The sequence below is a fragment of the Sorangium sp. So ce1504 genome, assembly GCF_051521635.1.
Classification (GTDB): domain Bacteria; phylum Myxococcota_A; class Polyangia; order Polyangiales; family Polyangiaceae; genus Sorangium; species Sorangium cellulosum_B.
Map to the genome: position 1 here is coordinate 4198707 of NZ_CP150365.1, position 15039 is coordinate 4213745.

15 protein-coding genes and 1 pseudogene are annotated in these 15039 nt (G+C 70.8%); 5 read left to right on the plus strand and 11 right to left on the minus strand.

Annotated features, from left to right (window positions below):
- Nucleotides 1-193: 193 nt before the first annotated feature.
- Both WMF39_RS15925 and WMF39_RS15930 read right to left on the minus strand, forming a co-directional pair.
- Nucleotides 194-928, minus strand: coding sequence for a SanA/YdcF family protein (locus WMF39_RS15925; RefSeq protein ID WP_437746353.1), 735 nt, complete (start codon nt 926-928; stop codon nt 194-196).
- Nucleotides 929-1292: 364 nt separating this feature from the next.
- A complete protein-coding gene (locus WMF39_RS15930; RefSeq protein ID WP_437746354.1) occupies nt 1293-1901 on the minus strand; it encodes an SDR family oxidoreductase in 609 nt (202 codons plus the stop codon).
- On the opposite strand from WMF39_RS15930, the gene WMF39_RS15935 reads away from it, so the two are divergent.
- Complete coding sequence (locus WMF39_RS15935) at nt 1803-2357, plus strand: TetR/AcrR family transcriptional regulator (RefSeq protein WP_437747983.1); 555 nt, start codon at nt 1803-1805, stop codon at nt 2355-2357. The genes WMF39_RS15930 and WMF39_RS15935 overlap by 99 nt on opposite strands.
- Nucleotides 2358-2391: 34 nt before the next feature.
- Here the strand turns inward: WMF39_RS15935 and WMF39_RS15940 are convergent.
- Nucleotides 2392-2535 (minus strand): annotated as a pseudogene (locus WMF39_RS15940) (TetR/AcrR family transcriptional regulator); the annotation flags it as partial.
- Nucleotides 2536-3329: 794 nt separating this feature from the next.
- Here WMF39_RS15940 and WMF39_RS15945 point away from each other — a divergent pair.
- A complete protein-coding gene (locus tag WMF39_RS15945) occupies nt 3330-4361 on the plus strand; it encodes a glycoside hydrolase family 11 protein (RefSeq protein ID WP_437747984.1) in 1032 nt (343 codons plus the stop codon).
- On the opposite strand, the gene WMF39_RS15950 is transcribed toward WMF39_RS15945, so the two are convergent.
- Together WMF39_RS15950 and WMF39_RS15955 are read right to left on the minus strand one after the other, a co-directional pair.
- Nucleotides 4350-5156, minus strand: a complete 807-nt coding sequence (locus WMF39_RS15950; protein ID WP_437746355.1) for a fumarylacetoacetate hydrolase family protein — start codon at nt 5154-5156, stop codon at nt 4350-4352. The two genes, WMF39_RS15945 and WMF39_RS15950, sit on opposite strands and share 12 nt — an antisense overlap.
- Nucleotides 5157-5325: 169 nt before the next feature.
- Nucleotides 5326-5910 (minus strand): class I SAM-dependent methyltransferase, encoded by a 585-nt coding sequence (locus WMF39_RS15955; protein WP_437746356.1) that lies wholly within the window; start codon nt 5908-5910, stop codon nt 5326-5328.
- 168 nt (nt 5911-6078) lie between these two features.
- On the opposite strand from WMF39_RS15955, the gene WMF39_RS15960 reads away from it, so the two are divergent.
- A complete protein-coding gene (locus tag WMF39_RS15960; protein WP_437746357.1) occupies nt 6079-6747 on the plus strand; it encodes a DUF2293 domain-containing protein in 669 nt (222 codons plus the stop codon).
- Nucleotides 6748-6774: 27 nt separating this feature from the next.
- On the opposite strand, the gene WMF39_RS15965 is transcribed toward WMF39_RS15960, so the two are convergent.
- Nucleotides 6775-7392: an HAD-IA family hydrolase gene (locus WMF39_RS15965; protein WP_437746358.1), complete on the minus strand. Its 618-nt coding sequence runs from the start codon at nt 7390-7392 to the stop codon at nt 6775-6777.
- Between the two features lie 351 nt (nt 7393-7743).
- Between WMF39_RS15965 and WMF39_RS15970 the strand changes: the two genes are divergently transcribed.
- A complete protein-coding gene (locus WMF39_RS15970; RefSeq protein ID WP_437746359.1) occupies nt 7744-8943 on the plus strand; it encodes a vWA domain-containing protein in 1200 nt (399 codons plus the stop codon).
- 85 nt (nt 8944-9028) lie between these two features.
- Here the strand turns inward: WMF39_RS15970 and WMF39_RS15975 are convergent, their stop codons facing one another.
- The 4 genes from WMF39_RS15975 to WMF39_RS15990 all read right to left on the minus strand — a co-directional run bounded on the left by WMF39_RS15975 (nt 9029) and on the right by WMF39_RS15990 (nt 13907).
- Complete coding sequence (locus WMF39_RS15975; RefSeq protein ID WP_437746360.1) at nt 9029-10267, minus strand: LNS2 domain-containing protein; 1239 nt, start codon at nt 10265-10267, stop codon at nt 9029-9031.
- An 18-nt stretch (nt 10268-10285) separates the two neighbouring features.
- Nucleotides 10286-11455, minus strand: a complete 1170-nt coding sequence (locus WMF39_RS15980; protein ID WP_437746361.1) for an acyl-CoA dehydrogenase family protein — start codon at nt 11453-11455, stop codon at nt 10286-10288.
- Between the two features lie 116 nt (nt 11456-11571).
- On the minus strand, nt 11572-13029 hold the full coding sequence (locus tag WMF39_RS15985) for a serpin family protein (protein WP_437746362.1): 1458 nt from the start codon (nt 13027-13029) through the stop codon (nt 11572-11574).
- Nucleotides 13030-13094: 65 nt separating this feature from the next.
- Complete coding sequence (locus WMF39_RS15990) at nt 13095-13907, minus strand: hypothetical protein (protein ID WP_437746363.1); 813 nt, start codon at nt 13905-13907, stop codon at nt 13095-13097.
- Between the two features lie 153 nt (nt 13908-14060).
- Between WMF39_RS15990 and WMF39_RS15995 the strand changes: the two genes are divergently transcribed.
- Nucleotides 14061-14246 (plus strand): hypothetical protein, encoded by a 186-nt coding sequence (locus WMF39_RS15995; RefSeq protein ID WP_437746364.1) that lies wholly within the window; start codon nt 14061-14063, stop codon nt 14244-14246.
- Nucleotides 14247-14254: 8 nt separating this feature from the next.
- On the opposite strand, the gene WMF39_RS16000 is transcribed toward WMF39_RS15995, so the two are convergent.
- Nucleotides 14255-14962, minus strand: a complete 708-nt coding sequence (locus WMF39_RS16000) for a hypothetical protein (protein WP_437746365.1) — start codon at nt 14960-14962, stop codon at nt 14255-14257.
- Nucleotides 14963-15039 lie beyond the last annotated feature (77 nt).

Here is a 15039-nt window from a genome sequence, read left to right on the forward strand (position 1 = left end):
CTTTAACGCGTTCCGAAAGTCAAGCGACTTCGTCGCGGTACGCCTGCGGTACAGCAAACTGGAAGCGTGATCCGCGCTGCACGTTTCGCTCATGTCGGCGAGCGTGCGTGCAGGGGCCGGTGATGGCGCGACCGAGCAGGACGGGCCATCAAGCCAGCTTCTGGAGGGCGCGCTGTCGGATGCGCGGCGCGCCTCATCGAACGACGAGCCCGCGCGTCCACGCGTCGTGGGAAGCGCTCGCGTCGCCCTGGATGGGCACCGGCGGCCCCAGGAAACGCGGCCCGCGGCCTGACCAGGTATCGATGAGCGTCAGCGCCGTGGCGAGGAGCTCGCGCCGCGCGTCGCGGTCGGCGTTCGCGTAGACGCGCCGGTCGGCGGCGTACCCCACCGCGGGGAAGCCCGCCGCGCGCGCCAGGTACAGGGCACGCGGCAGGTGAAAGCCCTGGGTGCACACGACCGCGTCGCGCACGCCGAAGACGCGCGCGGCGCGCTGCATCGTGTCGAGCGTGCGCAGGCCCGCATGGTCCATGAACACGTCCTCGGAGGGCACGCCCCGGCTGACGAGCCACGCGCGCATGGCGTTGGGCTCGTCGTACCCGACACGCCCGTGGTCCCCGGAGACCAGGACGCGCCGCACCTTGCCGGCGCGGTACAGCTCGAGGGCCGCGGCGAGCCGATCTTCGAGGGCCGCCGACGGCGTTCCGTCCGGCCACACGAGCGCGCCCGGGACGATGGCCACCTCGCCCCGCGGTACGGCGTCGAGCTCGCGGTAGATGCGCGCCGACCGGAGGACCCAGAGGCGCGCGAAGGCCAGGGCAGCGCCCCCGACGAGCAGCAGCGACACCAGGGTCACGAGCGTGCGATAGGCGAGCCGTCGAGGGGTCGACGCGCCGAGGCGGGGCAGGGCCGGGCGAGGCTTCGGGAGCACGCCCGGCTCAACGCGCCGTCCGGCGCGCGTATTCTGGCGCGCCGGAAGGACGCGGCGCGCGATCACGGGTTCATGTGTTCACGCGATCGAAGACCCACGTCGCGCCGGAACGCCCGCACGGCCTCCGCGCTCGCGATGCCGCGCCTCGCACACGGGGCCGCCGTGGCGCTGACGACCAGCAACCTGCACGACCCGAGGACGAACGGAGTCGCGCCACCGGAGCACGCCGAGAAGCTGGAGCGTGGTCAGGTCGAGCTCAGCGAGGTGCAGAGCGCGAGGGCGCAGATGCGCACGTACGCGGCGTCGAAGCTCTGCAACGTTCTCACCGCGGTATCGCCGAATCGCTTCGATGAGGGCCTGATGGTCAGCGCGCCGTCATTCCGCCGTCGACGCGGTAGTTCACGCCGGTCAGCCACTTGCCGCGATCCGATACGAGCAGCGCGACGACCTCGGCGATGTCGTCGGTGGCACCCCAGCGGCCGAGCGGCACCGACTGGAGCCAGGCCTCGGCGGGGACGCCCATCGCGTCGCCGAACGTCTTCCGGACCGCGTCCGAGCCCACGGTCGTCACCGGTCCGGGGGTCACGACGTTCACGCGGATATTGCTCGGCGCGAGGTCGACGGCGAGGACGCGCGAGTAGGCGTCGAGCGCCGCTTTCGCCGCGCTGTAGTGGGCGAAGGGGCCTGCCCCGGCCCCCATCGTCGCGGCCGTCGAGGAAATGTTCACGACCGCGGCCGCCTTCGATTCGCGGAGCGCCGGCAGCACCGCGTTGGTGAGGCGGACCGACGAGAAGAGGTTCAACGCGAAGACGTCCTGCCACTCCCCTTCCGGGATCGAGGCGGCGCCTTCCGGGAACCCGTTCGACCCACCCGCATTGTTCACGAGGATGTCGTCAAAGAGCAGGGGGCCGACGCATCGCTGCGCGACGTCGCCCGCAGAGCCGACGTCGGCCTCGGCACGCTGTACCGTCACTTCCCGACGCGAGAGGCGTTGCTCGAGGCGCTGCTTCGCACGAGCCTCGACGACATGACGGCGCAGGCGTCCGAGCTCGAAACTTCGAGCGCGCCGGACGATGCGCTCGTGACGTGGCTACGCGATGCGGTCGCGTTCACGCGCAATTATCACGGCATCACGGCGTTGATGATCGCCGCCCTCGATGACCCGAAGTCCGCCCTCCACGCTTCGTGCGTCGCGGTGCGCGCGGCAGGCACGCGACTCCTCACCCGCGCGCAAGCTGAAGGCAAGGCGCGGAGCGACATCGACGGCACGGAGCTGTTCGCGCTGATCGCGGCGCTGGCGTGGCTCGGCGACCAACCGTCGATTGGTCGACGCGCCGATCATCTCTTCGAGATTGTCACGAGCGCGATCCTGACAGATCGAGCGAGCAGTGGTGGCCGAGCACGACGCCGACCTCGGGCTCGGAGCTGAAACCTTCGAGCGCGCGTGCGACTCGGCCGACCACGTCCCAGTTCAGCATCGCGACGCGGGCCACCGCCTCCAACTCGGCGCGGCTCGCCCCATCGCGGGCCAGAATTGACATGCCGTTCTGGACCGTCTGCACGAAACGGGCGCGTGCGTGGGCGTCGGGCGATGCTGGAAGCTCGCCGCGGCCGGGGCACTCGCCTCCGAGGGGGGCGCGAGCGGCGCGCCGTCGCGCTCCACGCTCACGGCTACCGCAGCGCCGGACCCCGGCTTCGTCGGCCTGCTCTTCGGAGGTTTCGGCGATGCCCTCGTCGCGCTCGCCGCTTCGATGATGCTTCGATGATTGAACCCACGCATGCAGCGTGACTGTGATCTTGCAAGACTCCGCAGGGCGAATTAACCGAGATGAAGAGAGCACCCTTGACTTTCGCCTCATGGTTGTAAGACTGTTCCAAACCGCCCTTGGCGGTCCGGACCTCTCTCAGCCGGGCGCCGCAGTCGGTCGCAGGATCGCTCAGGGGCCGACTCCGAGGGGGGCTACTGCCGGGATCACTTGCTTCTTGCGGCTGCGCGTCCGAGTTGCTCTTGCTTTCTGCGAGCTGGTGCCCGGCACCATCACACGGCGTATTCGTGTGTGCGCGTCTGTTCGACGAGCGTCGTGAGCGCCAGGCATGGGGTCGGCGCCGGCCCACGGGTGAATTCGTGAACACCGGGATCACGAGCGCCCTGGCCGGAAATTCTGAATCTCAACCAATGGATCGAGGGCACGCAGGTGTCTCGATGGTTCATGAATCCATCTCGAGCAGAGGCCCGCGACTCCACCGGACCCTCCTGGAGAAACCTTCAATGCGCATCGCTCCCTTGCTTGGCTACTTCGCCGCCTCGATCGGATGCAGCCTGCTGGCGTGCAACGTCGAGCGCATCGTGGACGAGGACCTCAATGTCCTGGACTCCGCGTTGAACAGCTCGGACGGCAGGATGTCCGCGGATCTCGCATTTCAGTCTCAGTGGCAGGGTGGCTACTGCGCGAACGTGACGGTCAAGAACACGAGCCAGCAGAACACCACCAGCTGGCGCGTGGTGGTCGGCCTCAACGGCGCCACGGTGGCCAACCAGTGGAACGCGACCTTCGCCTCATCGAACGGGCAGCTCACCGCCTCGAACCTGACTTGGAACGGAAATCTGCGGCCGAATGCCTCGACGACGTTCGGGTTCTGCGCGAACGGCTCCGGCAAGCCTTCGCTCGTATCGGTCGCCGGCAGCGGAGGCTCGAGCTCGTCGTCGAGCAGCAGCTCGAGCTCGTCGTCGAGCAGCAGCTCGAGCTCGTCGTCGAGCAGCAGCTCGAGCTCATCGTCGAGCAGCAGCTCGGGGACAGGCGGCGCCGGCGGGGAGGGTGGGGCCGGCGGCGCACCCGACACGTGCACGACACCCGAACAGCCGGTCTGCAGCAATCAAAGTGGCAGCCACTGCGATCTCTTCTATGAACTCTGGAAGGACCAGGGGACCGGATGCCTGACCAACACCGCTGACGGCTTCAGCGTGGAATGGAGCAATATCAATAATTTGCTGGGGCGTAAGGGGCTGAGGCCCGGGTCACGGAATCAGATCGTGACCTATGAGGCCGACTTTCAGCCAGGCGGCAATTCCTTCCTGGGTGTCTACGGGTGGACGAAGAGCCCGATGGTGGAATACTACATCATTGATAGCTGGGGCACCTGGCGTCCCCCGGGCGGACCGGGAACCATGGGCACCGTCACGAGCGACGGAGGCACCTATGACATCTACAAAACCCAGCGAACCATCGTGCTTGCGATTGATGGCATCAACGCCGCTTATCAGTTCTGGAGCGTCCGTAAGGCGAAGCGCACGAGCGGAACCATCACCGTCGCCAACCACTTTGATGCATGGCAGGCGCTGGGGATGAACATGGGGACCTTGAACGAGGTCTCGATGTTCGTGGAAGGATACCAGAGCAATGGGAAGGCTGATGTGAGCGTGTCAATGAGATGAGCCGTCTCCCCGCGCGGCCACGGACACCCGCAGCGCGCCGATCCCGCGCGCCTCGGCCGTGGCGCCGGCGATATCGATGACGAGCTCGTCGCCGGACACGAGCGGCCCCACGCCCTGGGGCGTCCCGGTCGCGATGACGTCGCCAGGCTCCAGGGTCATCACCCGGCTGATGTACGCGACCAGCTCGGCCACTCCCCAGATCATCTGCGCCGTCATGCCGTCCTGCCGCACCTGGGAGTTCACGACTGCCCGCACGCGGAGCGCCGCAGGATCGAGCGCCGTCTCGATCCACGGCCCCACGGGGCAGAACGTGTCGAACCCCTTGCCCCGCGTGAATTGCACGTCCTTCCGTTGCAGATCCCGCGCGGTGATGTCGCCGAGGCAGGTGTACCCGAGCACGTGGTCCAGCGCGTCCTCCGGCCGCACGGCCCGGGCGCGGCGGCCGATGATCACGCCGAGCTCCGCCTCGTGCTCGACCCGCTGGCTCTCCGGAGGGAGCACGATGGACTGGCCAGGACCGATGAGCGCCGAGGGCGGCTTGAGGAAGAGGAGCGGCTCGACCGGGACGTCGTTGCCCAGCTCCTGCGCGTGCGCGGCGTAATTGCGCCCCACACACACGATCTTCGTGGGAGCCACGGGGCAGGCGAGATCGATGTCGGTCCACGCCACGGCCTCCCCCGTGGTCTTGCCGCCGAGCCAGGGCGGAGCGTCCAGGACGAGCGCGGCTGCGCCGTCGAGGCGGGCGAAGAAGGGGGGGCGATCCTGATCGGGAGGCGCGAGGCGAGCGAAGCGCATGGCGCGAGCAAAGCGCGATCTTCGCGTCGCGGCAAGCGTTGGGGACCCGCGCACCGCGACGTACGCGCGCCGGGCGCCCGCCAGCGCGGAGCTCGTGCGTCATGGTCGTCGCGCGACGTCGGCGGCGGGCCGCCGTCACGGAGGAGGCGCCGTCACGGAGGAGGCGCCGTCACGGAGGAGGCGCCGCGACGCCCCGACGTCGCGCGACGAGGCGAGCCTCGTGATGCCCTTCCTCGAGCCACCCTTCCTCGTAACGGACCACCTCGAGCGCCTCGCCGAGGAGCGCCGGCAGCTCGCCGTCATCGAGCAGCCAGCGCGCGCTCGGGTGCGCGTGCCGCAGCAGGTTCGATCGCGTCGGGTGCACGACGACGAGGTGGCCGCCCGGGGCGAGCTCCGCCGCGCAGGCCGCGAGCCTGCGCTCGAGGAAGTAGAAGATCAGGAGGAGGTCCCACGGCCCGGCAGGGAGCGGGTCGCGCTCCACGTCGAGCGCCACCGTGCGCAGCGCGAGCCCTTCTCTCGCCGCGGCGGTCCGCGCGATGCCGAGCCCGACCTCGGAGATGTCGGCCAGCGTCACGTCGAGCCCGCGCCGCGCGAGCCACAGGGCGTGACGACCCGCGCCGCCCGCCAGGTCGAGCGCGCGCCCGCGCCGGGGCAGCAGCGGATCGAGCGCCGTGAGCACGGCGGACGGCTCCCCCGGATCGCCGCCGCCCTCGCGGTAGCGGGCGTCCCACCTCGTGCGATCGTCGTCCGACACGCTGTCCTCCTGTCCTGTTGGCCGCGCCGGGGCGAACACCGGCGAGCGCCCCTCGCTGGCGCGGAGCGTACCATCCTCCAGCGGGGCCGCTTCGGCGCGGGGCGACGGCGGCGGCCGGCGTCTTCTGGACGCGCGGCATGAGCTGGCCTAGCACGCCGGCGGTTTGCCATGCCCGAGTGCCTGACCCTGGCCCCGACCCCGGATCCCCGCCGCTTCCGCGCGCCCGACGGCGCGCTGCTCTCGCCGCCCGAAGGCTGGGTGTGCCTTCCCCCGGGCGACCCCGGGCTCACCCGCCGGGTGAAGCTCGCGGGCCCGTCCTGGATGGTCGTCGAGAAGCGCGGGAGAAAGACGTTCTCCCGGGGTCTCTGGGCGCCGGCCGCCACCATCGAGGCCGCCCGCGCGGCGCTCGAGGCCGAGCGCAGCACGCCCGCGTACGCAAAGAAGCGGGAGGCGGACGCCCGGCGGAGGGAGCGCGACCAGGAGGAGTACGTGCGCGAGTTCGAAGCGGCGGTGGCCGCGTTCCTCCGGTTCTCGCCGCGCTACGCGGCGCTCGCGCGTGCGATCGCGACCAAGGTGACGCTGCACGCCACGCCGGTCGGCAGCGGCACCGTCGCCCGCACCGAGCGGATCCCGGTTGCGCAGCGCGCCGAGTCGGCCGTGATCGCCTGGATGCGGCACCAGACCACGGCCTACGACGCGATGGTCATCCCGCGCGTGAAGGGGATGCGCCGCGAGGTGCGGCGCGAGCTCGCGCAGATCTCCCGCGCCATCCTCGATCTCCATCGCGGCGACGCGCCGCACGCGGGCGCGTCGTGCCCGCTCTGCGCGGCGCTCTGACGCGCGGGGCGGCGCGGGGCGAGCCCGTCACGCGCCGAGCAGCCCCTCGCCGACCAGCCGCGCGCGCAGCCCCGCGGCCCCGTCGAACACGTGCGCGCGCATCCCGACCGCGGCCGCCGCCTCGCAGTTCTCCGCGCGATCGTCGACGAACAGGCACTCGCCCGCGCCGACCCCGATGCGCGTCATGAGCCGATCGAAGAACTCGCGCGCCGGCTTGCGCACGCCCAGGTGATGGCTCGAATAGACCCCCTCGAACAGGACGTCGAGCGCGAACGCCTCGCGCACCTCCTCGACCCACACGGGGTAATTGCTCGCCACGAACCTGAGCGAGCGGCCCTCGAGCGACGCGACGAGCTCCCGCACGCCCGGCAAGAAGCGATATCCCGCGCGGCGCACCCGGTTGAACGCGTCGAGGTCGAACGAGAACCCCTCGGCGCCTTCACGAAAGAACCGGCGAGCGAACTCGGCCTCATCGATCTCGCCGATCTCGAACGCAGGCCAGCACGTGGGGTCGCGGTGCTTTGCAATCTCGGGGGGCGCGGCGCGCGCGGCGGGCGCGGCGGACCGGATCGCCGCGGCGAGCGCCTCCCGGTACGGGTCGTAGAGGACGGTGTCCATCAGATCGAAACACACTGCGCGGACCATCAGGCGCGAACCGTAGCACCGGCGCGCGCCTGTGTGCGCATACAGGTCACACAGGCGCACAGGCGTTCGGCCACACGGGTGAGTTGCGCTGAGGGCGCGCGAACCAGAGCGAACCAGCACGAACCAGCGCGAACCAGAGCGAACCAGCGCGAACCGACACGATGTCACGAAACTGATACGAACTTTGAGCAAGCGCATCTCGCAATGCGCTGCGCGATGGCTTATACTCGACATGGGTGGCGAGTTCTCAGGAGCGTGGTCCGGCGATGCGCCGGCTCCTGAGGTCGCGTGTGGCGGTCTGCTTTGCTACCGGCGCGCAGCGCCGGCACTTACTTAAAAAGGAGTCAGGCCATGAGATTGCCTGCGATGGGCATTGCCTTGTTCACGGTCGCCGTGGCCAGCGCGGCGTGCGGCGGCGGTGGTGACGACGAGAGTCTCGATCAGAGCGGCTCGGGCGCCGGGAACAGCTCGGGTAATGGGAGCGGAGGCGACGACAACGGCTTCGGTTCAGGGGGGGTGACCTCGGGCAGCGGCGCCGGCTCAGGCGACCCCAGCAGCGGCGCAGGCCCTTCGACCGGGGCCGGCGAGGCGTGCGCCACGCAATCGGCCCAGGCCGGGCTCCAGCCCGTGTACCTGGCTGTCGCGTTCGACGTGTCAGGCAGCATGGGGATGAACGACAGGCCCTCGCACAGCAAGGAGCTCAAGTGGGATCCCGTCGTCGCCGCGACCAAGCAGTTCTTCAAGGATCCGGCGTCCGCGGGGCTCACCGCCTCGCTCACGTTCTTCCCCGGCGAGCGGCGGATGTGCGACGCCAGAACCTACCGCGCGCCGGACGTCGAGATGACGCCGCTGCCCTCCGAGGCGTTCGGCGAGGCGATCGACGATGTCACGCCCGCGCGCGACGAAGACTGGCGCACGAGCACGCCGACGGCGTTCGTGGTCGACGGGACGGTGACTTTCATCGAGGCGCAGCGCCAGGAGAACCCCGGGAAGTACGCGCTCGTGCTCGTGACCGACGGCTACCCGCAGCGCTGCGGCGGAGACGCGGACAGCATCGAGGCCGTCGTCGAGCGCGTCGAGGGGGCGCGCCAGGACAACGTCCCGACCTACGTGATCGGGGTGGCGAACCCGCCGGAGGACGAGCCGGGGAACGTCGACAACCTGCGCGACATCGCCGTGGCGGGCGGCACGGGGAAGGCGTTCATCATCGAGACCGGCAACCCCGACGCGACCGCGACCGCGTTCAGGGCGGCGATCGACGAGATCCGCGGCGCCTCGGTGTCGTGCACGGTCGCGATCCCGGCCGCTCCCGACGGGCGGACGTTCGACAAGCAGCGGGTGCGCGTGACGTACACGAGCGGAGGGGGCGAGCCGAAGGCCGTCGCGTACGATCAGGAGTGCGCGAGCGCCGACGCCTGGCGCTACGACAATCCGTCGAACCCGACGCAGATCGAGCTCTGCGAGAGCGTGTGCGGCGCGATACAGTCCGATCCCGAGGCGTCCCTGGGCGTCGACTTCACCTGCGAGGACGTGATCGACATCCCGCAGTGATCGGCGGCGGGGGCGCTCCCTGATCCGGGCACGCCCGCCGCTGGCGTGGCGCGGGGCGCGCAGGCCCGCGTCGCGAGCGCTTCCCTCAGGGCGCGCAGGCGGCCTGTGGGCTGAAGAGCGTCGAGACGAGGCCCCGGTAGTCTTCGTGGGGCACGCCGCCGCGGAGATCGCCGCCGAGCTTGTAATAAAAACACCGCGAGGCGGGGATCCCGGCGGCCGTGTACGTCGCCACGTCGCTCGGCATGTTGCCGAAGCCGAAGGAGGGCACGATGCCCGTGCGCGCCTTGAGCCATCCGAGCTCGATCGTCTTGTACTCGGCCGCCGCGCCGCCGAACGCGCCGGTGACGCCGATGGTGGTGTGGAGGATGCCCGGCGGGAAGCCCTGCTCTCGCAGCCAGACCCGCGTGCTGCCCACGAGCCACTCGGGGCGCGCGGTCACATAGAAAAGGTAGATCCCGCTCTCGGCGAGGGCGCGCATCGCCTCCGCCGCGCCGGGGTGCGCCGCCGGCGGGCCGCCGCCGACGAGCTCGCTCACGACCGCCACCTCGCTCGACGTGAGCGTCCCGTCGACGTCGGTCACGGCCACCTGCGCGCCGGGCGGGAGGATCTCGATGAACAGATCCGCGCTCGTGGCGTCGCCGGCCACGGCGAGGTGGACGCGGTGCCGGCCGACCTCGAGGCGCCGGCCCGCGGCGAGGTCGATGTAGACGCGCCCGCCGGTGTCCGGGATCCCCTCCGTGGTCGGGTGCGGGTGGTCGTCGTCGCTCGTCCGGAAGGTGCCGAGCCGCTCCCAGGCGCCGCTGCAGCCGCGGAGCAGGTAGGCCTCGACGTCCTCGTCCTCGAGATCGTCGTCCTGCGGCCCGTAAGCGAGCTTCGCCATGGCCCACTGAGGCCCGTCGGCGCGGGCGAAGAGGTCGCGCCCGCGGTGGCGCGGCCACCCGGCCGCGACGAGGCGCGAGCGCGTGTGTCTGAACCCGCGCGGCAGGGCAGCCGGCGGCGGCGCGTCGCAGGCCGGACGGGCCGAGCAGGCGCCCGCCCGGGGCCGCGGCGGCGCGGGAGCATCCGCCTGGCGCGGGGCACCGGCGCAGGCGACGAACGACGCGGCGGCGAGGACCAGCGGGGCGAGCGGGGCGGGGCGCAACATGTCCACGTATACCGCGTTGGTCGTGGTCGTGAACGTGGTCGTGGTCGTGGTCGTGGTCGTGCGCCGGCCGACGTGAATCGTGAGAGTTGAGAGCGGCGATCTCCGAGTGACGTTCACGTTCACGATCGAGCCGTTGACGACCACGACCACGACCACGACCACGACCACGTTCACGACCACGACGGTGATCGCTAAGGTTCAGGTCCAGAAGCCGGTCGGTTGCCCCAGGAGCGCGGCGCCGACCTGGCCGAACCAGCCCTCTGCGGCGGCGGCGTGCTGCGAGAAGGTGTGAATGTCCCGGAACCGCCGTTGCACGGGCGAGGCGTTTCGGGCGACTCCGCCTCCGCCCGCCTGATAGCAGGCGTCCACGGCCCGGGCGGTCACCTCCGTCACCCAGGCCAGGGCGCCCGAGATCCGCGGCGCCATCGCGAGGGCGGCGCCAGGGTTGTTCACGCACGCGTCCCAGAGCTCGTCCTCCGTGTCGCGCAGCAGGGCGCGCGCCGCGCGGACGCTCGTCTCGGCGCGGCCGAGGTTCACCTGGAACAGCGGAGAGTCCGCCAGCTGGGCGCGCGCATACAGCCGCTTCTTGCCCGAGCTTGCGAGCGTCACGACGTCGTCGAGCGCCCCCTGGGCGATCCCCACGGCCACGGCCCCCATGTGGAGCACGAAGTGCAGGACCGGCGCGACGAAGCCCGGCCCGGCCACCGACGGCTGGCCCCGGAAGATATCGAACGTGTTCGCCTCGGGGCAGAAGGCCCCTTCCAGCGCGATGTCGTGGCTGCCCGTGCCACGCAGGCCGAGCACGGACCAGGTGTCGATGATGCGCGCCTCGCTCGCCGGGAACAGCATGCCCCGCATCTCCGGCGCCTCGCCCGCAGGGCCCATCCGCGGGCGGCCGCCGTCCATGATCACGCAGTTCCCGAACAGCCAGCTGGCGTGCTCGCAGCCGCTCGCGAAGCTCCAGCGCCCGGTGACCCGGTAGCCGCCGTCCGTCGCGTGGGCTTCCCCCTGCGCGTTGAAGCCGCCGCCGATGATCACATCCGGCCCGCCGGCGTAGATGGCGTCGAAGCGCTCGCGCGGCAGGAGCGAGAAGAGGTTCGGGCTCTCCGAGCCGATCATCACGGTCCAGCCGGTGGCCCCGTCCGCCCGGGCGAGCGTCTCGAGGACGTCCATCCCCGTGCGCAGATCGACCTCGTGGCCGCCGTGGCTCCTCGGCACGAACATCCGGAAGCAACCCGCCGCCTTGAGCTGGCCGAGGAGATCCGCGGGGAGGCGCCGCGCCTCCTCGATCTCCGCGCTCCGTGAGGCGATCGCGGGGGCCAGGTCACGGACGGCATGCAGCACCTTCGCGGCGTCTTCGTTCTTCATCGCTCGCTCCTCGAGATGGGGGTGGCGGAGCCCGTGAAGGCTCGGCAAAACGGCTCATCGTACGGCGGCTCTGGCGCTCCGCGCGGACTTTCGGCCCCCCTCCGCCGGGAGGAACGTCATCGCGGGTCGGTCACGCGGCCCATGAACAGCACGGCGCCTGTCGCGACGTCGCGGATCAGGAACACGAACGGGTGATCCGCGCGGAACACCTGGGGCAGCGCCGGGGCCGACCGTGTCGTCATGACGACCCCCGTGGCCGCGGCGGCCTCGGTCCCTTCCTCGTTGACCTCCACGAACGCCTTGTGGCGGACCTGGGAGATGAAGAGCGGCTCCGCCCTCGTGATCCCGGTAAAATCGGCCTTCTTGTCGTCGAACGCGAGCGGCATGCCCAGCGCGCTCAGGGTCGCCGACAGCTCGAGCTCGGCGGTCATCTTGAAGCGCGGGAGCGCCACGTCGACCCGCGCCGGATGGAGCGCCTCCACGTACGACTTGAGCTCCCCCGCCGCCAGGCGCTGCTCCACCTTCGCCAGCCCGTCCACCTGCTCGGGCAGGACGACGACCATGGCCAGCCGGCGCTCGGGGCTCTGCGCCTCGTACGCGAGCTCCAGCACCGACGCGTCAGCGGCCTTTCCAAAGCCCGCCAGGAGCGTCTTGCGCATCATCGGCACGGCCGGCGCCGTCCCGGGCTTGACCGTGAACGGCTCGTTCTTGGTGGCCTGCTTGTCGAACGGCGTCGCCCACTTCCCCTTGAAGTAGACGGCGTTCGTGAGGACGAGCCGTGTGAGACCGGTGATGCTGCCGGCGGGCATCAGGTCCTTGATCTTCCCGTTCGTCTGTTGTTCGACCCATTGATTGATGCGCCCCCGCGCCGGCTCGCTCCCGCCCTTGAAGTCGACGAGCTCGATCCCGGCCCCGTAGTGCTGCTGGGTGGTGCTCTGGAACGCGGGCTCGATCGGCAGCCCCGCCTGGCCCCACAGCCGGTTGGCGATCCGGAGCTCGGGCCCCTTGGGCCCGGTCGCCAGCGCCAGCTCCTTGAGGAGCCCGGCGAACGCGGGGTGGAGCGCCTCGGGCGGGAGGGTGAACTCGAGCGTCTTCGCCATCTGAGCCGCCGTCTCGCCGCGGGCGCCGGCGTAGGTCATGGCCAGCGCGGTCGAGATGCTCGCCGGCGAGAAGAAGAGCTTGTCTTTCGTGGCGGCGAGCTTGCCGTAGAGGCGCTGCGCGAACGCGGCGTTCGTGTCCGCGAGCGCCGTGGCCGGCGGCGGCGGATCCGGCTGCTGAGCGTCCGGCAGGGCGGGCTCGCTCGGCCCAGGGGCCGCCGCCTCGGAGGCCGGCTTCGCGCCGGGACAGACGTGCTCCCACCGGCACGCCCCGCCCTCGGCGCGCGTGCACTGCGGGCTGCCGGTGGAGCCGTCGTCGCAGACGCGGGCGATCATCGCGAGGGGGCCGCAGTCGGCGGGCTGGCACGCGGACGCGCTCGGGGCCGGCGCGGCCGGCGGGACGCTATCCCGGGCCTGACATCCGAGCCCCAGCAACGTGCACAGCGCGGTCGTGAAGAACGAGATCGGTCTGGCCATGGCGCTGCGGTACCAGCGCCCGAGGCCGGTGGGAAGCTCGACCCGCCGCCGCGCGGCGCGCGTCGTCAGAAGTTGTGGATGAACGTGAACCGGCCGGCGAGCTTGTACTTCTCCTCGATCTGGCTCTCCTTCTGCGTCTCGTAGCCGACGTACAGGAGCAGCTTGTTTCCCGTGCCGTAGTTCAGCCCGATCACGCCGCCGACCTGCAGGCTGGCGAGGCCGCTCTCGTCGACGTCCGCACCGGCGGTCAACGGGTCGTCCTCGAGCGTGACCTCGTTGAGGTCGACCGTGGCCTCGAGGTGCGGGCCGATGCCGAAGTCGTCGATGGGGTAGTAGAGCAGGAAGTCCCGCGTGTAGACGTAGTTCTGGACGCTCTCGTTGAACATGCTGGAGAACGACCCCAGGATCCACGACTCGAAGTAAACGGGCTTTGAGTCGACGAAGGTGAACAGCTGCGGGGCGACCAGCGCCGCCGGCTGCATCGTCATGAAGTTGAACGAGAAACCCACCATCGGGTTGATGATGACAGGGCCCATCGTGAAGGCGGGGCCGATGTCGAACTCCGCGGTTCCCTGCGTCGTGAGGTAGATGTCGCTCGAGAGGCTGATGGGGCCGACCTGGTGCGTGGCGCCGGCCCAGAGCTGGAGACCGAGGCTGTCTGCGTCGAAGCGGAACCAGCTCGGGATCTGGCTCGCCTGCGGCGCCGGCGCGGCGGGCTCCGCCGCGGGCGTCGGCGCGGCCGTCGCCCCGGCCGCGGCCGCTGCGCCCGGATCAGCCGAGGGCGGCGCGGGATCCTGAGCCCAGGCGGCCGGCGACGCGAGCAACCCCACGACGCAAGCGAGCGCCGAGCAACATCTCCGCATATCGTTCTCCATCATCGAATTGCCTCCTCTGCGCAGCATGAGGTGAAAGCAACATGAAACGTGAGAGCAACATGAAACGTGAGAGCAACATGAAACGTGAGAGCAACATGAAACGTAGCGGCAGTCGGTCGACACTAACGTAATGGAGAGCGGTTAGGCAAAGCCGATGTGCACGGGAAGCCCCCGAGCGGCGCGCGCGGCGGCGTGGCCTGCCCGCGCCGGCGCACCTCGCTGGCCACAGGCGTCGATCGGGCAGGGGAGCGGCTTGAGCCGTCGACGGCGCTCGACCGGGCGAGGGTGCCGTTCGCCGAGGGCCGGGGGCGCGCAGGGGGAGAGGGCCTGCGCGTGGTTTGAGAGGAGGATCACAGGGGGATGTGCTGGATGCCCGCGGCCGCCCCGAGCGACGCCAGCGCGGCGGCCCCGACGAGGAGCAGCGTCATCTTCAGCAACGTCCCCTCGAGCTGGTCCGTGACGAGGCCGTCGACGCCCTGGGCGAGCTCGTCCCGCACCTTCAGCAGGTCGATGCCGCCTCCCTGGTTGGCCTCGTTGCGGAAGCGCGCCAGCGTCAGCGTCTCGATGGTCCCGAGCAGCTGCGCCTCGATCCTGCGCCGCAGGAACCCCCGCACGCCGCCCCCTGTCGGCGCGGCCTGCACCCTGTGGATCACGGCGAGGCGCAGGCGCTTCACCGCCTCGTTGAGCGGGACGCGCTCCACCGCCTGCGCCATCCGCCCGCCGCGGGCGCCCGCCTCGGCCTGCTCGGAGACGCCGAGCAGCCGCTCGAACACGGAGCTCACGAGCATCCCGCCGAGGCGCTTCGCCCGCACGATCTGCAGGATGCCGGTGCCGAGCGCCCGCTTCCACGACAGCGTGAAGCCGATCACGGCGGAGAGCGCGAGCGCCGCGACGGCCGCCAGCGCCCCGCGCAGCGCCGAGCCGCCGGCCGCGATGGCATACGACGAGGCGGCGAGCACGAGGGCCAGGAACGACATGGCCGCGGCGGTCAGGAAGAAAGAGCGGAGCGCAGGTCCCAGCGCACCGGCGACGCCTTGCGCGAACGGTCGAAGATCCATGACCGCTCAGCTGACCACGCCCGCCGCGCGGCGAAAATGCCGAACGTGGCGGGCGCGCGTCGATCACGTCGAGCGCG